Source organism: Myroides sp. C6-3 (genome assembly GCF_050522425.1).
Classification (GTDB): Bacteria; Bacteroidota; Bacteroidia; order Flavobacteriales; family Flavobacteriaceae; genus Flavobacterium.
Map to the genome: position 1 here is coordinate 66,063 of NZ_JBMVQP010000003.1, position 19,325 is coordinate 85,387.

Annotated in this window: 22 protein-coding genes; 15 read left to right on the forward strand and 7 right to left on the reverse strand. The window is 36.7% G+C overall.

The window, feature by feature from the left end:
• Positions 1-111: 111 nt before the first annotated feature.
• Genes infB through rimP form a run of 3 tightly spaced genes read right to left on the reverse strand, consistent with a single transcriptional unit; the run spans position 112 to position 4,874 of the window.
• Complete coding sequence (infB, locus tag ACPDG9_RS02185; protein WP_430526181.1) at positions 112-3,105, reverse strand: translation initiation factor IF-2; 2,994 nt, start codon at positions 3,103-3,105, stop codon at positions 112-114.
• Between the two features lie 51 nt (positions 3,106-3,156).
• Positions 3,157-4,395, reverse strand: a complete 1,239-nt coding sequence (gene nusA, locus ACPDG9_RS02190) for a transcription termination factor NusA (protein WP_430526182.1) — start codon at positions 4,393-4,395, stop codon at positions 3,157-3,159.
• Positions 4,396-4,406: 11 nt separating this feature from the next.
• Complete coding sequence (rimP, locus tag ACPDG9_RS02195; protein ID WP_430526183.1) at positions 4,407-4,874, reverse strand: ribosome assembly cofactor RimP; 468 nt, start codon at positions 4,872-4,874, stop codon at positions 4,407-4,409.
• Between the two features lie 179 nt (positions 4,875-5,053).
• On the opposite strand from rimP, the gene ACPDG9_RS02200 reads away from it, so the two are divergent.
• Positions 5,054-5,881 (forward strand): universal stress protein, encoded by an 828-nt coding sequence (locus tag ACPDG9_RS02200; RefSeq protein ID WP_430526184.1) that lies wholly within the window; start codon positions 5,054-5,056, stop codon positions 5,879-5,881.
• A 355-nt stretch (positions 5,882-6,236) separates the two neighbouring features.
• Here the strand turns inward: ACPDG9_RS02200 and ACPDG9_RS02205 are convergent, their stop codons facing one another.
• From ACPDG9_RS02205 to ACPDG9_RS02220, 4 genes are all read right to left on the reverse strand, one after another.
• A complete protein-coding gene (locus tag ACPDG9_RS02205; protein ID WP_430526185.1) occupies positions 6,237-7,064 on the reverse strand; it encodes a mechanosensitive ion channel family protein in 828 nt (275 codons plus the stop codon).
• The gene (locus ACPDG9_RS02210) at positions 7,045-7,275 is read right to left on the reverse strand and encodes a hypothetical protein (RefSeq protein WP_430526186.1); all 231 of its coding nucleotides are present in this window, start codon (positions 7,273-7,275) and stop codon (positions 7,045-7,047) included. The genes ACPDG9_RS02205 and ACPDG9_RS02210 overlap by 20 nt, the downstream gene beginning before the upstream one ends.
• Positions 7,275-7,859, reverse strand: a complete 585-nt coding sequence (locus tag ACPDG9_RS02215; protein ID WP_430526187.1) for an RNA polymerase sigma factor — start codon at positions 7,857-7,859, stop codon at positions 7,275-7,277. The genes ACPDG9_RS02210 and ACPDG9_RS02215 overlap by 1 nt, the downstream gene beginning before the upstream one ends.
• Before the next feature lie 66 nt (positions 7,860-7,925).
• The gene (locus ACPDG9_RS02220) at positions 7,926-8,519 is read right to left on the reverse strand and encodes a riboflavin synthase (protein ID WP_430526188.1); all 594 of its coding nucleotides are present in this window, start codon (positions 8,517-8,519) and stop codon (positions 7,926-7,928) included.
• 57 nt (positions 8,520-8,576) lie between these two features.
• Here ACPDG9_RS02220 and pdxA point away from each other — a divergent pair, with 57 nt between their 5' ends.
• From pdxA to nuoE, 14 genes are all read left to right on the forward strand, one after another.
• Positions 8,577-9,647: a 4-hydroxythreonine-4-phosphate dehydrogenase PdxA gene (gene pdxA, locus ACPDG9_RS02225; RefSeq protein ID WP_430526189.1), complete on the forward strand. Its 1,071-nt coding sequence runs from the start codon at positions 8,577-8,579 to the stop codon at positions 9,645-9,647.
• A gap of 50 nt (positions 9,648-9,697) precedes the next feature.
• Positions 9,698-10,270, forward strand: coding sequence for a YceD family protein (locus ACPDG9_RS02230; RefSeq protein WP_430526190.1), 573 nt, complete (start codon positions 9,698-9,700; stop codon positions 10,268-10,270).
• Between the two features lie 9 nt (positions 10,271-10,279).
• Complete coding sequence (gene rpmF / locus ACPDG9_RS02235; RefSeq protein ID WP_133711474.1) at positions 10,280-10,477, forward strand: 50S ribosomal protein L32; 198 nt, start codon at positions 10,280-10,282, stop codon at positions 10,475-10,477.
• Between the two features lie 161 nt (positions 10,478-10,638).
• Complete coding sequence (locus ACPDG9_RS02240) at positions 10,639-11,634, forward strand: beta-ketoacyl-ACP synthase III (RefSeq protein ID WP_430526191.1); 996 nt, start codon at positions 10,639-10,641, stop codon at positions 11,632-11,634.
• Between the two features lie 35 nt (positions 11,635-11,669).
• A complete protein-coding gene (accB, locus tag ACPDG9_RS02245; protein WP_430526192.1) occupies positions 11,670-12,158 on the forward strand; it encodes an acetyl-CoA carboxylase biotin carboxyl carrier protein in 489 nt (162 codons plus the stop codon).
• A 66-nt stretch (positions 12,159-12,224) separates the two neighbouring features.
• Positions 12,225-13,577 (forward strand): acetyl-CoA carboxylase biotin carboxylase subunit, encoded by a 1,353-nt coding sequence (gene accC / locus ACPDG9_RS02250; RefSeq protein WP_430526193.1) that lies wholly within the window; start codon positions 12,225-12,227, stop codon positions 13,575-13,577.
• 265 nt (positions 13,578-13,842) lie between these two features.
• Entirely contained in the window at positions 13,843-14,142 is a 300-nt protein-coding gene (locus ACPDG9_RS02255; protein WP_430526194.1) for a hypothetical protein, read from the forward strand.
• A gap of 84 nt (positions 14,143-14,226) precedes the next feature.
• Complete coding sequence (locus ACPDG9_RS02260) at positions 14,227-15,522, forward strand: hypothetical protein (protein ID WP_430526195.1); 1,296 nt, start codon at positions 14,227-14,229, stop codon at positions 15,520-15,522.
• Between the two features lie 145 nt (positions 15,523-15,667).
• Positions 15,668-15,868 (forward strand): cold-shock protein, encoded by a 201-nt coding sequence (locus tag ACPDG9_RS02265; RefSeq protein WP_182625872.1) that lies wholly within the window; start codon positions 15,668-15,670, stop codon positions 15,866-15,868.
• 207 nt (positions 15,869-16,075) lie between these two features.
• The gene (locus ACPDG9_RS02270) at positions 16,076-16,441 is read left to right on the forward strand and encodes an NADH-quinone oxidoreductase subunit A (protein WP_182649541.1); all 366 of its coding nucleotides are present in this window, start codon (positions 16,076-16,078) and stop codon (positions 16,439-16,441) included.
• Between the two features lie 12 nt (positions 16,442-16,453).
• Positions 16,454-17,008, forward strand: coding sequence for an NADH-quinone oxidoreductase subunit B (locus tag ACPDG9_RS02275; protein ID WP_060875509.1), 555 nt, complete (start codon positions 16,454-16,456; stop codon positions 17,006-17,008).
• 2 nt (positions 17,009-17,010) lie between these two features.
• The gene (locus ACPDG9_RS02280) at positions 17,011-17,532 is read left to right on the forward strand and encodes an NADH-quinone oxidoreductase subunit C (protein WP_430526196.1); all 522 of its coding nucleotides are present in this window, start codon (positions 17,011-17,013) and stop codon (positions 17,530-17,532) included.
• 23 nt (positions 17,533-17,555) lie between these two features.
• A complete protein-coding gene (locus ACPDG9_RS02285; RefSeq protein WP_430526197.1) occupies positions 17,556-18,791 on the forward strand; it encodes an NADH-quinone oxidoreductase subunit D in 1,236 nt (411 codons plus the stop codon).
• A gap of 3 nt (positions 18,792-18,794) precedes the next feature.
• The gene (gene nuoE / locus ACPDG9_RS02290) at positions 18,795-19,325 is read left to right on the forward strand and encodes an NADH-quinone oxidoreductase subunit NuoE (RefSeq protein ID WP_430526198.1); all 531 of its coding nucleotides are present in this window, start codon (positions 18,795-18,797) and stop codon (positions 19,323-19,325) included.

Sequence of the window (19,325 nt, forward strand, 5' to 3'; positions counted from 1 at the left end):
TTCATCAAGTAGAATAGCAAATGGCGCGCCAAATAAAAAAAAGCGACATTTTGTCATAAAAAAAGAGAGACCCTTGTGTGTCTCTCTTTTTCGATTTATTCTCTTATTGAATTACTTCAATTTTTTCTTTACTTCTACTTCTTGGAATGCCTCAATTGTATCGTATTCTTTGATATCGTTGTAGTTTTTGATTTGGATACCACAATCATATCCTTTTGATACTTCTTTTACATCGTCTTTGAAACGTCTAAGCGCAGTTAGTTCACCGGTATAGATAACAACTCCTTCACGGATTAAGCGGATTCTAGAACTACGGAAGATCTTACCATCAAGAACCATACATCCTGCAATTGTACCCACTTTTGAAATTTTGAATAGCTCTCTAATTTCAGCAGTACCTGTAATTTCTTCTTTCAACTCTGGAGATAACATACCTTCCATCGCATCCTTCAAGTCATCAATTGCGTCATAGATAATCGAGTAGTTTCTGATATCGATTTCTTCTTTATCTGCTAATACTTTAGCAGAAGCCATTGGACGTACGTTGAATCCGATAATAATTGCATCTGAAGCAGACGCTAACAATACGTCAGATTCCGTAATTGCCCCCACTCCTTTGTGAATGATATTGATTTGAATTTCTTCTGTCGACAATTTAGAGAATGAATCAGAAAGTGCTTCTACAGATCCGTCCACGTCTCCTTTTAAGATGATGTTCAACTCTTTGAAATCTCCTAAAGCGATACGACGTCCGATCTCTGCCAACGTAATATGTCTTTGTGCACGAACCGATTGCTCACGTAACAATTGTGTGCGTTTCGCAGCAATTTGTTTAGCTTCTTTCTCTTCTTCAAATACGTTGAATTTATCCCCCGCACCTGGTGCACCATCTAATCCCAATACTGAAATTGGTCTTGAAGGTCCTGCCTCTTTCACCGAGTTTCCACGCTCATCGTGCATTGCACGTACTTTACCGTGGTTACATCCTGCTAATAGGTAATCCCCTACTCTTAATGTACCCGCTTGAACTAATACCGTAGATACATATCCACGTCCTTTATCTAAATAAGCCTCAACAACAGTACCAGAAGCAAGTTTGTCAGGGTTTGCTTTTAACTCTAACATTTCTGCTTCAAGTAAAACTTTCTCTAACAATTCTTTCATTCCGATTCCTTGTTTCGCTGAAATATCTTGTGATTGGTATGTACCTCCCCACTCTTCAACTAACAAGTTCATCGCCGCTAATTTTTCTTTAATTTTCTCAGGATTAGCCGTTGGCTTATCCACTTTATTGATAGCGAAAATAATTGGTACACCTGCTGCTTGTGCGTGACTGATTGCCTCTTTTGTTTGTGGCATGATGTCATCATCGGCAGCGATTACGATAATTACAATATCGGTAACTTGAGCTCCACGTGCACGCATTGCGGTAAACGCCTCGTGACCTGGTGTATCTAAGAAGGTAATTTGCTGACCGTTCTCTAACGTTACTCCATATGCACCAATGTGCTGTGTAATTCCTCCAGACTCTCCTGCGATTACGTTTGCTTTACGCACATAATCCAATAAAGAGGTCTTACCGTGATCCACGTGTCCCATTACGGTAACAATAGGTGCACGAGATTTTAAATCTTCTGGTCTATCTGGTGCTTCTTCAATAGCTTCTTCTAAATCAGCTGTTGTAAAGTCCACTTCATAACCAAATTCATCTGCAACAATAGTCAATGTTTCAGCATCCAAACGTTGGTTCATCGTTACCATGATACCCAAAGACATACAGGTTCCGATCACTTTAGTAATAGGCACATCCATCATGGTAGCAATTTCACCTACTGTAACGAACTCCGTTACTTTAAGCACTTTGCTTCCTGCTTCTAAAGCTCTTTGTTCCTCGTCCGATTTCTTACGGTGAACATCGCGTTTATCTCTACGATACTTCGCTGCTTTAGATCTGTTTCCTTTACCTTGTAAACGCTCAAGCGTTTCTTTAATTTGGTTTTTAACTTCTTCTTCCGTTGGCTCCGCTTTTACAACTGGAGCATTTCTACGGTTGTTGTTGTTTTTATTGAATTTGCCATTGTTTCCTCCTGGGCGGTTTGCATTGTTTCCGCCTGGACGATTGGCATTATTTCCACCTGGACGATTGGCATTATTCCCACCTGCTTTGTTTGCATTTGCTCCAGCATTATTTGGAGTATTTGTTCCCTCTGCATTCGTTGGTTTTGCAATACGCTTTCTTTTATTTCTACCTGCTACGTTGCCTTTTTTGTCGTCCTTCTTCTCCTCCTTCTTCTTTTTAGGCTTGTCAAACTGAGATAAATCGATCGTTTGCCCTGTAAATGTAGTTCCCGAAAGTTTTTGATAGTTCGTTTTGATGATCTCATCACCTAACTTCGCATCAACCTTGTCGTCTTCAACTACTCTAGTTTCTTCGTTTGCTACTTTAGCAGACTCCTTATGTTGCTTTTCTTCCACAGGTTTGTCTTTTACTTTTGATTCTTTATTGGCTACTTTCTTCGTTTCACCTTTTTTTGTCGTATTTTTTGCTGAATCAGTTTTAGAATCGACATTAACCTCAGCAGCAGGAGCTGCTTGCGCTTTCTCCTCTACTTTTTCTTGTGCAACGCTTTCTTTCGCAACTGGTTCTTCTCTCTTTACAGGCTCAGCTTTAATCTCTTCTTTCTCCACTACTTGATCCACTATGGCTGAAGAAGATTCTAAAGTTTTTTTAGGTTCAAGATCAATTTGACCCACAGTTTTAATCGCAACTTGCTCTTCTGCTTTGGCTCTAATGATTTCTTGTTCTTTCTTGATACGAGCTTGTTCTTCTTGTTTTCTCTTTTCTTCTAATTCGCGTTCACGCTCAACTTTAAGCGCTTCCTTTTCTTTTCTCTTCTCTTCACTTACTTCAATAGAAGCTTCCTTCTTCCCTCTATCAGCAGAAAACTGTTTATTAAGAACGTTAAATTCTTCTTGGGAAATCTTAGCATTTGGAGTTGCCTCGATTTCATACCCTTTGCCTTTCAAAAAGTCCACGGCTCTATCTAGAGAAATATTTAATTCCCTTAAAACTTTATTTATTCTTATTGCTCTTTCTTCAGACATATTATCTTTTTAGTGTATTATTTGTGTTGTGTTGTTCCTAGAAGTGTCGATTTAATCCTCGAACTCTTCCTTCAGAATACGGAGAACCTCTTGAATGGTCTCTTCTTCTAAGTCGGTGCGTTTGATTAACTCTTCAACACTTAAGTTCAACACGCTTTTTGCTGTATCTAATCCGATCTTAGCAAACTCTTCAATTACCCACATGTCGATTTCATCGCTGAATTCTCTTAATTCAACATCGTCATCTTCTGGGTTTAATTCGCGCATCACATCGATATCAAATCCCGTTAACATTCCTGCTAACTTAATGTTCTGCCCTCCTTTACCAATTGCTCTAGATACTTCTTCTGTATCTAAATATACATTTGCCTTTTTCGTTTCCTCGTCGAATACAACCTTGTTTACTTTTGCTGGTGCTAAAGCACGTTTGATAAACAAGTCTGTATTAGCAGTGTAATGGATAACATCGATATTTTCGTTTCCTAGCTCTCTTACGATACCGTGGATACGAGATCCTTTCATCCCCACACAAGCTCCAACTGGATCGATGCGATCATCTGATCCTTCAACAGCAATTTTTGCTTTTTCTCCTGGGATGCGAACCACTTTCTTAACGAAAATTTTATCTTCTCCAATTTCAGGAATTTCTTGTTCTAATAATCTTTCTAAGAAACGGTTAGACGTTCTCGACATGATAATTTGAGGTTTTGCTCCTTTCAATTCAACTGCCTCAATAATCCCTTTCACCGTGTCTCCTTTTCTGAAAAAGTCAGAAGGAATTTGTTTTTCTTTTGGCAAAACAATCTCATTTCCTTCATCATCCATCAAAATTACAACTTTTGGGCGAATATGATGCACTTCTGCCGCGTAAATCTCTCCGATTACCTCTTTAAACTGCTTATATAGTGTAGCATTGTCATGCTCCGTCACTTTTGAATTCAAATATTGACGTAAAGCTAATACTGCTCTTCTACCAATATCTTCTAATTTCACCTCTTCTGAAACTTCTTCTCCTACTTCAAAATCCGATTCTATCTTTCTTGCTTCACTTAATGAAATCTCGTATTTATCATCTTCTACTTCCCCGTCATTTACAACGATTCTGCTTCTAAAAACCTGGAAATCTCCTTTATCAGGGTTAATAATGATATCGAAGTTATCGTCATCACCATATTTCTTTTTCAATGCATTTCTGAATACATCTTCTAAGATGGCCATTAACGTAACTCGATCAATGTATTTTAACTCTTGAAATTCTGAGAACGATTCTACTAAACCACTATTCTCCATCTGATATTTTTTTAAAATGAAATTATTATACTAGCTTCTTTTATATTTTCGAATGGTATAACAGCTTCTTTCTCAACTGTAACCTTTCCTTTTCCAACAGCTTTTGGCTCGCGAGCCTTCCACTGTAATACGATCGACGCTTCTCTTACTTCCGTTATTGTTGCCTCGTATTTCTCTTGATCCAAAGTGACTAACTTCACTTTTCGACCCATATTCTTCTTATACTGACGCAACATTTTTAACGGTGATGTCGCACCTGCTGAAGCCACTTCTAGACCAAAATCGTGTTCCTCTCGATCTAAATTGTGTTCAATAGCTCGGCTTACATCAATGCAATCCTGCAAATTAACCCCGTGATCTCCATCTAAAACCACCATGATTTTATTATCTGGAGAAATTGTCATTTCAATCAAAAACAACTCTTGCTTCTCAGCTAAAGCCGCATCCAACAACTCTTGTACTTTGTTTTTAAATGTCATATGCTATAAAAAGAGGGGACCATTACGTCCCCTCATTATTTAACTTCTTTAATAAATAACGGTGCAAATATACTATTTTTTTTGTAGTAATAAAAACTTTTGTGTATTGATAATTATATGCTTAAATTTAGAACACCAAAAAAACATGTTAAATACTTAATCCACTTTTATACGTAATTATGAAGAAAATACTAATACCAACCGATTTTTCACAACAAGCACAAAACGCAATTAAAGCGGGCGTGAATTTTGCAAAAAAATACCAGGCAGAAATCATCTTACTACACATCTTAGACTTGCCTCAAGAAGCAAGTGATGGTATTAGCAAAGGTACACCTGCGCCTGAAGTGATGTTTTTCAAAAACGCAGCGGAACAAAAATTACAGCAAATTGCACTAGATTCGCTATTCGACGGATTAACCGTTTCTACTAGCTTAATCTTAGACCGCACCTCTCAAGGGGTGACTAAATCAGCGGTACACAATGGAGCAGACTTAATCGTTATGGGTTCTCATGGAGCCAGTGGAATGAAAGAGTACTTTGTGGGATCTAACACGCAAAAAGTAGTTCGCACCTCTCCTGTACCTGTATTTGTAGTAAAAGGAGATTTTGAAGACAACTGCATTAAAGATGTTGTTTTTGCTTCTGACTTTACAAGCGAAATGAAAGATTCTTTCAAAAGCACTTTAGCTTTAAACAAAGTAGTAGGGGCAGATTTACACCTATTAATGGTCAACACACCCAATAGCTTCAAACCTACACATGTGGCAGAAGAAACATTAGAAACATTCTTAGAAGATATCACAGATAAAGAATTCGACCTAAGCATCTACAACGACATCAATGTAGAAAAGGGAATCTTAAACTACTGTAAAAAAATAGACGCAGATCTAATCGCTATCGCTACGCATGGCCGTACAGGCTTAGCGCACTTCTTCAACGGAAGTATTAGCGAAGACTTGGTTAACCATTCACCAATCTCTGTATTGACGTTCAAAATTGACTAATTTTTGATTGGAAAGAAGAGAGAGGAAAAAAATTCGCATTAAAAGATTATTTTTCCAAAAAAAGAAAAATTCACCCTTTTCCCCTCTCTTCTTTCTCTAATTAGATATAATCATCGAATACCAAAACACAATCCCATTGAGATAACTATAAGCTCAATGAGATAAAGGAGAAAATACAGCTATAAAAAAGGTTCGATCTTTAAAAGATCGAACCTTTTTTTGTATTAGTTTGCGAGGCTTGTACTTTGTAAAGCTGTCAAATTCTCACAACTTAACAAAAGGCAAAGAACAAAAAAAAACCTCATTTCTCCCTTCCCTTCATCTCTGTCCAAAAAAAAATGCCCGAAGGCATTTTTTATTTTAATATTTCAATATGACTTTCTGAAACCGTCTTAATTGGGATATAGTTTTTCTTCCCTTCTACTAGTAAGCACAGGTAGATATTATCAATAGAAATCACATAACCTTTCAATCCATCAATAGACACATATTGACCAATCTCTAAATTCTTTCTTGCATAGAAGGAATACAACAACTTTGTAACCACATCTTTTGCCCCCAAGCCTAAAGACAGTGCCACTGTCAATAAGATTGCACCTATAATAATAGAGATATTACTCGTAATAATAGACGTATCAATTCCCATTTGATTTAACGTCGTAATCACAACAAAAATCAAAATCAAATAGAACAAAATATTTCCGATCATGCGCGCTCCAACAAAATCAACTGCTTTCAACACTTCAACAATAACCTTCTTAATCCAAGAAGCGAAGTATAGTCCACCAATAAAAATGAGCAAAGCCACAAATAACTTAGGAACAAACATCATTAGGTTTCCTATTTCACGAGACACGATTTCCAAGCCGAACAATTCCGCTCCAATCAAAACCATGAGAAAAACTAAGAATACCTTTACAAAGAAAAGGAGGATTGCATCAACCTTTACTCTTATTTTTATTTTGCCTAAGAATTCATTATCATCTAAACCATCTTGAATTTTTTCCAAGCGAATCAGCTTAAATACTTTTCGAAGGATATAGGAAAAAAGTTTCAACAACAACCAACACAGGAGTACATAACCTGCGATTAGCAGAAAACCAAAAATACCTTTGACTAGCGAGTGCATCACGTCATTAATCATTTCACTAGGATATTCAAAACTATATAATTTCTCCATCATGATCTTCTTTTTTAATTTTTTCTATTATTTTCTTTTCTTTTTCTCTATCAACATCTCCCATAAACGCCTCAACCACTTTAGGAACTTGTACCGTATATAGTTCAGAAACATCTAAGGACAGCTTAATAAAATTCAAATTGTCAATTACCCGATCTTTCAGATAGTCCGGCAATTTCTCGTCTTGCAGTATTTTCTTAAAAGGATTCTCCATTATGACAACGAATTATATAATTCCACAATTTTCTTTTTAGCCCTGTGCAATCTCATCTTTACAGCACTTTCACCTAATTCAAGTAACTGCGCGATTTCTTTAATTGATTTATCATCTTGATATTTCATCAACAAAACGATTTTATCTTCAGGGTCAATTAAACCAAGCGCTTCTTGAAGCTTTTCCACGGTTAGTGAAAAGATCTCTTCATCAGACACTTCCTCATCTACGGTAGAAACATACATTGCTTCTTCCTTTAATTCTATATTATCTCGTTGCCGCTTCAAAATAGACTTTGAATAGTTCACGCAATGATTATACGTAAAAGAATAAAGCCAGGTCGAAAACTTCGACTCCCCTCTAAACGACTTTAAATTTAGGTATAATTTGACGAAAACATCCTGCGTCAAGTCTTCTGCAGCATCTCGGGACTCCGCAAACCCCAAGCATTTTTGATACACCTTCTGACCATAACGATCATAGATGATACCAAACAAACTTGTATTTCCATTATGAATGATGAACTGAACCAGCTCTTCATCTGTCATCGAAACAAAGTTTTGACTTTGCACATTCATTCTCATATTACTATTTTACCATCCAAATGTAATATATCTTAACAGACACTTTGAATTTTTAACATTAACTTCTTAAATATTCCTAATCTGCAACAACTTTTCCACGTACTTTCCGATGACATCAAATTCTAAATTTACCTTATCTCCTACTTGATAATGTTTAAAAATAGTATGTGCTTTGGTATAGGGAATAATTGCAACACTGAAGGTATTCACACCCGAATCGACAACCGTCAAACTCGTACCATCAATAGTAATAGAGCCTTTAGATATGGTCGTGTGCTTGATTTGTTTATCATATTCAAATCCGTAATACGTACTTCCTTCTGCGTCCACAATAGACACACATGTTCCAACCGCATCCACATGACCTTGTACAATATGACCATCCAAACGCGCATTCGCTAACATTCCGCGCTCTAAATTAATCTCTTGCCCAATAGTCCACGTTCCTAAAGTTGTCACATCAATCGTTTCTTTGATCGCCGTCACGGTAAAGGTCTCCCCTTCTATAGCCACAACCGTCAAACAGATTCCATTGTGCAAAACACTTTGGTCTACTTTCAATTCCTCAACAAAAGAACACGATACCGTAAGGTGTATATTTTCCTTTTCTTTGACACTATTTTCAATGATTGCAATTTCTTCAACAATTCCTGTAAACATTACTCCATTTATTTTATTAAATTTGTGTTCAAAATTACTAATAATTTATACGAAACTATGAGCCATAAAGAAGAAAATGTTAGGGTAGGAATCTCAATCGGCGATTTAAACGGGATTGGACCCGAAGTTATCCTTAAATGTTTCGAAGACAATAGAATGCTTGAGCTTTGTACGCCTGTTATATTTGGTAGTTCAAAACCCTTATCATATATCAAAAAGAACATCAATAGCAATGTAAATTTTCAGGGCATTGACAGTTTAGATCAAATCGTTCCCGGAAAACTAAATGTTTTAAACTTGTGGAAAGAGAACGTCAACATCAACTTTGGCGTAAACGATCCGGTAGTAGGCAGTTACGCTATCAAATCATTTGTTGCCGCAACAGAGGCGCTAAAGAATGGAGAAGTTGACATCTTAGTTACCGCGCCAATCAACAAGTACAACAGCCAATCAGAAGAATTTCAACACCCGGGTCATACCAATTACCTCAATGAGCAATTGGAAGGCAATGCATTAATGCTTTTAGTAAGTGACAATCTAAAAGTCGGATTGTTAACGGATCACCTCCCTCTAAAAGATGTTGCTCAGGCTATAACACCTAAGCGTATCGAGGAAAAGGTAAAAACCGTACGAGAAGCATTGATGAACGATTTCAACATTTTCAATCCGCGTATTGCCGTTTTAGGGCTGAATCCACACGCAGGGGATGAAGGAGTAATCGGTGCAGAAGAACAAGAAATACTCAAACCAACCCTAACAAAATTAGCAGAAGAAGGCATCCTTGTTTCCGGTCCATTTCCAGCTGACGGCTTTTTTGGATCACAACTTTACAACAGCTTTGACGCCGTCATTGCGTGTTATCACGATCAGGGCTTAGCACCTTTTAAAGCACTTTCATTTAGCAAAGGCGTGAATTATACTGCGGGTTTAAACAAAATCAGAACCTCGCCTGATCACGGAACAGCGTATGATATTGCAGGAAAAAATCTTGCTGACCCTACTTCTTTTCGCGAAGCCTTGTACTTAGCTTTAGATGTTTTCACCAATAGAAACAGAAATATCGAAGCCAAGAGCAACCCGCTTATGCCCCAAGAAAAAGAAAATAATACAAAAAAATTTGATAATTAGCTTGTAATAATAATAATTTTTTATCTTTGCACGCTCAAATCATGTATTTGATGAATACTGAAAAAACATATTCGATATCCTTTATAGGATTGAAAAATGGAGAACATACTTTTGAATACCAAATAGATAGCGAGTTTTTTAAAAACTATGCGTATGATGATTTCAATCGTATACAAGCAAATATTAGCGTTCTTTTAAATAAAAAAGCCACCCTTTTAGAGGTGCACTTTAAGGCAAAAGGAGTAGCAAACGTTCCTTGTGATGTCACAAATGAAGACTTCGATCTTCCGATAGAGAATGAATTCAACCTCATTGTCAAATTTGGAGAAGAATTCAATGACGATCACGATGAAATACTAATTCTACCGATGAATGAGTACGAGATTAACCTCTCACAATACATTTACGAATTAGTTGTTTTATCCATCCCTGCCAAGAGAGTAAGCCCTGAAGCAGCGGAAGACGAAGCGTTTGACGAAGACGAATTTGACTTTTTATTTGAAGACGAAGATCAAGACAACGAAATGGAAGAAGAGCTGGAAGAAGATACAGAAAGCGAATCAGATCCAAGAGATATAGACCCCAGATGGGAAAAATTAAAAAAACTATTAACGGATAAATAATATAGTAAAATGGCACATCCTAAGAGAAAGACCTCGAAAACAAGAAGAGATAAAAGAAGAACACACTACAAAGCTGTAGCTCCGACTATCGCTACTTGTCCTGTAACAGGTGAAGCTCACTTATTCCACAGAGCTTACTGGCACGAAGGAAAACTTTACTACAGAGGACAAGTTGTAATTGACAAAACAACAGAAGTAGAAGCATAAGCTTTTGAAAAACACAATAAACTCTCACAATGTGTGAGAGTTTTTTTTTGTTGAAATTTACTGAGAGAACGAGTTTTAAGACTTAAAAAACCTTCGATTCGTTTTTTTTTTGTAATTTTCGCTTCTTTTTGGAATGTTTTTATAAAGTAAAGCAACACCATATGACAAAAATACATGCAGCCATTACAGCTGTTGGTTGTTATTTGCCTGAGACAAAGTTGACCAACGCAGATTTAGAAAAAATGGTTGAAACTAACGACGAGTGGATCACCTCTCGAACAGGCATTAAAGAACGACGAATTCTTAAAGAACCTGGAAAAGGAACTTCGCACATGGCTATCAAAGCTGCGGAAAACTTAATTCAAAAATCAGGAGTAGATCCAAAAGAGATAGACTTAGTACTATTATCGACGGCCACCCCTGATATGCCTGTAGCAATCACAGGGGTATATGTAGCCACGCAAATTGGTGCTACAAATGCATTTGCCTTTGACCTACAAGCTGCTTGTTCAAGCTTCTTATACGGGATGTCTGTTGCCTCTGCTTATATTGAATCCGGTAAATACAAGAAAGTATTGTTAATTGGATCAGACAAAATGTCTTCGATTATTGACTATACAGATCGCGCAACGTGTATCATCTTTGGAGATGCTGCTGGTGCCGTACTATTTGAACCCAATACCGATGGTTACGGAATTATGGATGAATACCTAAGAAGTGACGGAATCGGAAGAGAATACTTAAAAATTGACGCTGGTGGTTCTATTTTACCTACAAGCGCCGAAACAGTAGCCAACAGACAACACTATGTGTTCCAAGATGGAAAAACTGTTTTCAAATACGCCGTATCCAACATGGCTGATGTGAGTGAAAAAATCATGCAACGCAACAATTTAACGCATACAGACGTGAATTGGTTAGCGGCACATCAAGCAAACAAACGCATTATCGATGCAACTGCACATCGAATGGGATTAGACGAATCTAAGGTCTTAATGAACATTGAAAGATACGGAAACACAACCTCTGCTACTTTACCCCTATTATTATGTGATTACGAAAGCCAATTAAAGAAAGGTGATAACATCATTTTTGCTACATTTGGTGGAGGTTTCACTTGGGGATCGATATATTTAAAGTGGGCTTACAATAGTTAATTAATTTAGAAAAAACAACTAACCAATACATTAGTATGGACATTAAAGAAATTCAAAACCTAATCAAATTCGTAGCGAAATCAGGAGCTACAGAAGTAAAATTAGAAATGGATGATTTTAAAATCACCATCAAAACGACAGAAACAGGAAGCACTGAAACAACGTATATCCAACAAGTTCCAGTAGCTCAATCTATGCCACAAGCGCCTGTAGCGACTACAGCTGCCGCACCTGTTGCAAGCGAAGCTCCAGCAGCTGCCGCTCCAGCAGGAGATGATGCAAAATACATCACTGTAAAATCTCCAATCATTGGAACATTCTACAGAAAGCCAGCACCAGACAAAGCTCCTTTCGCAGAAGTAGGAACAGTAATCAAACCTGGAGATGTAGTTTGTGTTATTGAGGCAATGAAGTTATTTAACGAAATTGAATCTGAAGTATCAGGTAAAATCGTAAAAATTCTAGTTGACGATTCGTCACCTGTTGAGTTTGACCAACCTTTATTCTTAGTTGACCCATCTTAAGAAATTAGACAACCCTTCTCTGCTTGCAAGGAAGAAAAGTAAAATTAGAATTTAAAATTTCAGAAGATGTTTAAAAAAATATTAGTAGCTAATAGAGGTGAAATTGCTTTACGCATCATTAGAACGTGTAAAGAAATGGGGATTAAAACTGTGGCGGTTTATTCAACTGCAGATGCTGATAGTCTTCACGTACGCTTCGCTGATGAAGCTGTATGTATCGGACCAGCTCCCTCAAACCTATCGTATTTAAAAATTTCCAACATTATCGCTGCAGCTGAAATCACAAATGCTGATGCGATTCACCCTGGATATGGTTTCTTAGCTGAAAATGCAAAGTTTTCTAAAATCTGTCAAGAGCACGGTGTAAAATTTATCGGTGCATCTCCTGAGATGATCGAGAAAATGGGAGACAAAGCAACGGCAAAAGAAACGATGAAATTAGCTGGAGTACCTACGGTTCCAGGATCTGACGGATTGTTAGAATCACTAGAACACGCTAAGAAAACAGCAAAAGAAATCGGATACCCTGTCATGATGAAAGCAACTGCTGGTGGTGGTGGTAAAGGGATGCGAGAAATCTTCAAAGAAGAAGAAATCGAAAAAGCTTGGGAAAGTGCACGTCAAGAGGCAGCTGCTGCCTTCGGAAATGATGGGATGTACATGGAAAAACTAATCGTTGACCCTCGTCACATCGAAATCCAAGTTGTTGGAGATTCTTACGGAAAGGCATGTCACTTGTCAGAAAGAGACTGTTCTATCCAAAGACGTCACCAAAAACTTACAGAAGAAACACCTTCTCCATTCATGACCGATGAATTGAGAGACAAGATGGGATTAGCCGCTGTAAAAGCAGCTGAATTCATCAAATACGAAGGAGCAGGAACGATTGAATTCTTAGTAGACAGAGATCGCAACTTCTACTTCATGGAAATGAATACGCGTATCCAAGTAGAACACCCAATCACAGAACAAGTAATTGATTACGATTTAATTCGCGAACAAATCTTAGTAGCTGCAGGTGTGCCTATTTCTGGTAAAAACTATACGCCTAAATTACACTCTATCGAATGTCGTATCAACGCTGAAGATCCATTTAACGACTTCAGACCTTCACCAGGAAGAATTACAACGTTGCATGCACCAGGAGGACATGGGGTACGTTTAGACACTCACGTGTATTCTGGATACTCTATCCCACCAAACTACGATTCTATGATCGCGAAGTTGATTACAACGGCTCAAACAAGAGAAGAAGCAATCAACAAGATGAAACGCGCTTTAGATGAGTTTGTTATCGAAGGAATTAAAACAACGATTCCTTTCCACAGACAATTGATGGACGATCCTAATTATAAAGCAGGTAATTATACGACTGCTTTCATGGAATCATTCCACATGAAACCATTAGAAGAAGAATAGTAATTCATCTATAATATAAAAGGCCACCTGCTAGCAGGTGGCCTTTTTTTATTAACAATCAAAATAAACTTAATCAATTAATAAACAATTCACATATAATTAAGTTAATCAAAAGTTAAATACAATGCAGGCACTCTAATAATCAGTAACTTAACTAAAGTTTAACTATAAAAATTTGTTAATTATAAAGAATTTAGCACTTATATTACTCGTTCTTTGTGCGTCCTTCTCAACTAAAGGATGGGCACAAACGCAAAGTTATAGTATGGATGGCTATCCAACCACAACATCAACTTATAGCAAAGACGGAAATGGAAAAATGGTTGTAATATCAACGGTCGCATATGATGGGACACGTAATGTTGATTGTTTTAATTTAACTTGCACTTGTGATCTACCCTTAAGCAAGTCAAAAGAATCTTTTGATATGTTCTTAGAACAAGAAGCAACTTTATCCTACTACAAAGAAGGTACAAAAATTATCGAATCCGGTCTACTTAAAAGATTCAAAGGAGACTTCTTTAATCACACCTCCTCTTTTGTCATTGAAATGATAAAAAGATAAAACGTTCGTTACGTTAGAAAAGACCTCTTCAAAAATAAGAGAGGTCTTTTTATCAAGTATAGAATCTTTTAACTTCAAAATACCATGAAAAAGTTATTATTATACACTATAGCATTTTTAAGTTTTTCTTCTACCCTAGCTCAGGATTATCAAGCGATCGATCTTTATTTAAAAGAAAAAATAGATATACAAACTCATACAGAAAAAGGAGAATTCGAGAGTCTTAATATTCTACTAACCACCAATGATTGCGATAATTGTATACCAATGCTTTACAATTATATCAAAAATGTAAAGGAAGAAAAACCATATACAGTAAATATTATAACTGACAACAAAGCCTATGCAAAAAAAACATTAGGTAATGCAGTCAATTTCAGATACAACCTATATTATGACAAAGAAGTTTTTTCGAAGTTTCTAAAAGGTCGTTCAGGTATCTATTACATAGACACCAATTCAACAATTTATGATAATGACAAAGACATCAGAGTAAAACTCAAAAATGCAGAAGATAGACAAGAATTTTTCATGAGTCTTGACAACAATCAAAAGGTTCAAATATTAGCTCAAGATTCATTAATGAGTAATCCTCCATTTATAACTTCTACCGTCTTACCCAACAATCAACTTCTTATTTTTGACAACAAAATGGACGTTGCTCTTGTTTTAAATATTATAAACAATACAGATTCCCTAGTAGTAACTAAAACTAGTTATTTCACTCCAACTATAAAAAACAGTATAAAACTTTTTAACCTTCCGGGTTTAGGAGATAACGGATTATCATTTGAAGAAAGTCAAAATACTTCACAATACTTTCTAAAAAACATGATAAAGCTATATTCCATTACCTATTCGAATCAACAATACTACGCAACATTTAGTGTTACAAGAGCTTATAAGAAGGGCAACAACATACGTTTCTTCTCTACTTACTTCGTAGCAACTACAAAAGCAACAATAATAAATCCTGAAACGATGCTTGATGTCTCTACCTATGATTCTTATTACCAAATTGATGATTTACCTTATGAAGGAAAGAATTATAGAATTATTACAGACACTAGAACCAAACCACAAATTGTCACAGATAATGCACTCAAATGGCGTGTAAGAATACCAAATGACAACAAGCGAAAAGTCACTTATTCTGGTTTAGCTACACTTGAGTTAAAAAACCAAATGGTTAACATGACAGGAATTGATACAAAATTTGAAGAATTCATCGATCTAAATGCAATAATCAAATGGAAGAATAAAACCTACTATCTCTCCAGACATATCACAGATGAAGAAAACAATCAAGGTTACTTATTCCTACAAGAGTTCAACAGTAGGTATATAAATGAATACGCTCAGAAAGTAGAAACATTATAAAAACACCTGTTTTTTAGCAAAAATCAGCTCTTAAAATTAGAAAAAGTACAAACCAAAATATTTTTTAGTAAAAAATTCAAATTCAATCCGTTTAGACACTAAAAAAACTATATATTTGGAGTTCTAATATTTTTATTTTTTTAAAATGCACACAGGCGTAATTAAATTCTTCAACGAAGACAAAGGATTCGGTTTCATTACTAATGAAGCTACAAAACAAGACATCTTTGTTCACATCACAGGTTTAAAAACAAAGAATGTAGAACAAGGTAACCGCGTTTCTTACGAAGAGGAACAAGGTAAAAAGGGGCTTATCGCCACTAATGTACAAGTGATAGAAGATTAAGAAAATATATATAATTTTCCGTTACAGTAAAGCTATCTAACTCTCGTTAGGTAGCTTTTTTTATTCTATAATACACTATTTATAATTAATCTAAATACATATTGAGCTATATTAAACATTTAGCACAAGACCAAGAGTTCCAAAGCTTTGTAAAGACGATCTAGGACTCTATATTTGTATGTTGTATCTAATATAAAACTTGTACTTATGCAATCAAGTCAACTCGATTTTATACCAATTTTAATGCAAATCGCACTAGCTGCGGGATTTGTGTCCATGACGATATGGGTTTCAGGCAAACTAGGACCTAGAAAAAAATCAAAAATCAAAGATAGTACGTGGGAATGTGGGATTGAATCGCTAGGAAACGCGCGTATTCCTTTTAACGTAAAGTATTTCTTAGTTGCTATTCTCTTTGTTTTATTTGATGTTGAAGTAGTATTCCTTTACCCTTGGGCGATGAACTTTCACGAATTGGGTTGGGATGGATTTGCTAAAATGGGAATTTTCTTATTCCTGTTATTAGTTGGACTATTATATGAATTTAAAAAGAAAGGTCTCGAATGGGATTAAAATACTAGGAAGATGAGCGATAAAAAATATAAAACAGTAGAGGCTCCTGAAGGTTATGTGGGAGAAGGATTTTTTGCTACAAAATTGAGTGAAGTTGTTGGTTTGGCTCGTTCAAACTCTATGTGGCCCTTGCCTTTCGCAACGTCTTGTTGTGGAATTGAGTTTATGGCTACCATGGCAGCAACGTATGATATTGCGCGTTTTGGATCGGAACGTATGAGTTTCTCTCCTAGACAAGCGGATATGTTGATGGTGATGGGTACAATTTCGAAAAAAATGGCACCAATTTTACGCCAAGTATACGAACAAATGGCTGAGCCTAAATGGGTAATCGCCGTTGGTGCTTGTGCTTCTTCAGGGGGTATTTTTGACACTTATTCTGTTTTACAAGGAATAGACAAAGTTATTCCAGTAGACGTTTATGTTCCTGGATGCCCGCCTAGACCAGAACAGATTCTTGATGGCGTGATGAGATTGCATGAGATCGTTAAAGCAGAGTCAGTTTATAGACGTGGTACAAAAGAATACGACGAGTTATTAAAATCGTATAACATAGAAAGTAAATAGTTATGGCATTAGATAATCAAACCATTCAAAAGGCTTTAATCGACCAATTCGGTTTGTCGGTTAAAGAATTTCACGAACAACACGAGATGCTCGTTTTTGAAGTCGCGCCTGATGCTCTTCACGCCGTTGTTCAATTTTTGAAAGAAAATGATGCAATGAACTTCAACTTTCTAACAGATGTTTGCGGGGTTCACTACCCTGATGCTGAAGAAGAGCGCCAATTTGCTGCGGTTTACCATATGCACAATTGGATGGATAACGTCAGAATTCGCTTCAAAGCGTATCTAAACGGTAAAAATCCAGTGGTTGATTCCGTTGTAGACCTATTCAAATCTGCCAACTGGCAAGAAAGAGAAACCTATGACTTCTACGGAATTAAGTTCAAGAATCATCCTCAATTGAAACGTATTTTGAATATGGATGAAATGGAATCTTTCCCTTTGCGCAAAGAATTCCCAATGGAAGACGAAGGAAGAACAGATAAAGATGATCGCTTCTTTGGTAGAACGATTCACAATTGTTAATAACGGAGTAAGATTCAATAATTATGTCAGATTTATTATTACCACCGGAACAGCGATACGCGAAGCTAATTGAGGAAAAGTTTAACGAAGATGGTACAGAGTTACAAATCTTAAACTTAGGACCTACACACCCTGCTACGCATGGTATCTTTCAAAATATTATCTTATTAGATGGTGAGAAGGTTTTAGATGGAGAGGGAACTGTGGGTTATATCCACCGTGCTTTTGAAAAAATTGCCGAAAACCGTCCTTTCTACCAAATTAACGTATTAACGGATCGCTTGAACTATTGTTCTTCACCGATCAACAATACCGCTTGGTGGATGACTGTTGAAAAAGCGTTGGGTATTGATATTCCAAAGCGCGTACAATATATGCGCGTGATCATCATGGAATTAGCGCGTATTGCAGACCACATCATCTGTAGTTCTGTAATGGGTGTAGATACAGGTGCTTTAACAGGATTCTTATACGTATTTCAATACAGAGAAAAAATATACGAAATCTACGAAGAAATCTCAGGTGCACGTTTAACAACGAACATGGGACGTATTGGTGGTTTCGAAAGAGAATGGAGTCCAACGGTATTCAAAAAAATCGATGAGTTTTTAGCTGAATTTCCCGCTATTTGGAGCGAATTTGAAGGTTTATTAACTAGAAATAGAATCTTCATGGATCGTACAATAGGTGTAGGTGGAATCTCCGCTGAAGAGGCTATCAACTACGGGTTCACAGGACCAAACTTACGTGCAGCTGGAGTCGATTACGACGTTCGTGTAGCTTCCCCTTATTGTTCTTACGAAGACTTCGACTTCGAAATTCCCGTGGGAACTTCTGGTGATTGTTATGACCGCTTCTGCGTGCGTAATGCCGAAGTTTGGGAGAGTTTAAAAATTATTCGTCAAGCGTTAGATAAAATGCCAGAAGGTCCTTATCACGCGGATGTTCCTGAATATTATCTTCCTCCAAAAGAAGATGTTTACACGAATATGGAGGCTTTAATTTATCACTTCAAAATTGTGATGGGTGAAGTTCCTGTTCCTGTAACTGAATTATACCACTGTGTAGAAGGTGGTAATGGTGAGCTAGGTTTTTACTTGATTACAGATGGAAGTAGAACGCCTTATAGATTGCATTTCAGAAGACCTTGTTTTATCATTTACCAAGCGTATAATGACATTGTAAGAGGAGGTATGTTATCAGATGCGATTATTACTTTATCAAGTTTAAACATCATTGCAGGAGAATTAGACGCTTAAATCATGGAAACGAAGAAATACAAACAAAATATAAATATCACACCGGAACTTCAACAACGCATTGACGAATTGTTGAGCCACTACCCTGCTGACAAAAAGAAATCAGCGCTTTTACCTGTTTTACACGCGGCACAAGATGCACATGACAACTGGTTAAGTGTGGAACTAATGGATAAGGTAGCGGAAATCTTGGGTATTACATCAATCGAAGTATACGAGGTTGTAACGTTTTACACCATGTACAACCAAAAACCAATGGGTACGTATATGTTCGAATTCTGCTTAACGTCATGTTGTGGCATTCGCGGAGCAGATGATATGATGGAATATGCTTGTGAAAAATTAGGTATTAAACCAGGAGAAACAACACCTGATGGTCAGTTTTCAGTGGTTGGTGTTCAATGCTTAGGTGCTTGTGGATACGCGCCTATGATGCAATTAGGTGATTTCTACAAAGAGCACTTAACGCGTGAAAAAATCGACCAAATCATTGAGGATTGTAAAGCAGGAAAAGTAATTCTTCACGACAAATAG